Raw genomic sequence first — 352 nt, forward strand, 5'->3', positions numbered from 1 at the left:
TGGCGGACAAGCTGGAGAGCGAGGGCTACGAGGCCTACGTGAAGGGCGGCGCGCTCACGTGAGGGGGCCGGCGGGGCTTTTGGACACGGAGGCGATCCGTAAGGACTTCCCCCTCCTGGACCGCCAGGTCCACGACGGCCGGCGGGTGGTCTATCTGGACAACGCCGCCACCTCGCAGAAACCGCGGCAGGTCCTGGACGCGCTGGCCGGCTACTACGAGCGGCACAACGCCAACGTCCACCGCGGCGTGCATGTGCTGGCGGAGGAGGCCACGGCGCTGTATGAGGGGGCGCGGGATACGGTCGCCGGTTTCATCAACGCGCCCAGCCGCGATGAGGTGATCTTCACCAAG

At 68.8% G+C, this 352-nt stretch carries 1 protein-coding gene; it reads left to right on the forward strand.

Annotated elements, in window-relative coordinates:
- Positions 1-58 precede the first annotated feature (58 nt).
- A partial coding sequence (locus IF55_RS35660; protein ID WP_157854641.1) for an aminotransferase class V-fold PLP-dependent enzyme occupies positions 59-352 on the forward strand: 294 nt, incomplete at its 3' end.

Origin of the sequence: Streptomyces varsoviensis (assembly GCF_000718635.1) — a bacterium.
GTDB lineage: Bacteria > Actinomycetota > Actinomycetes > Streptomycetales > Streptomycetaceae > Streptomyces > Streptomyces varsoviensis.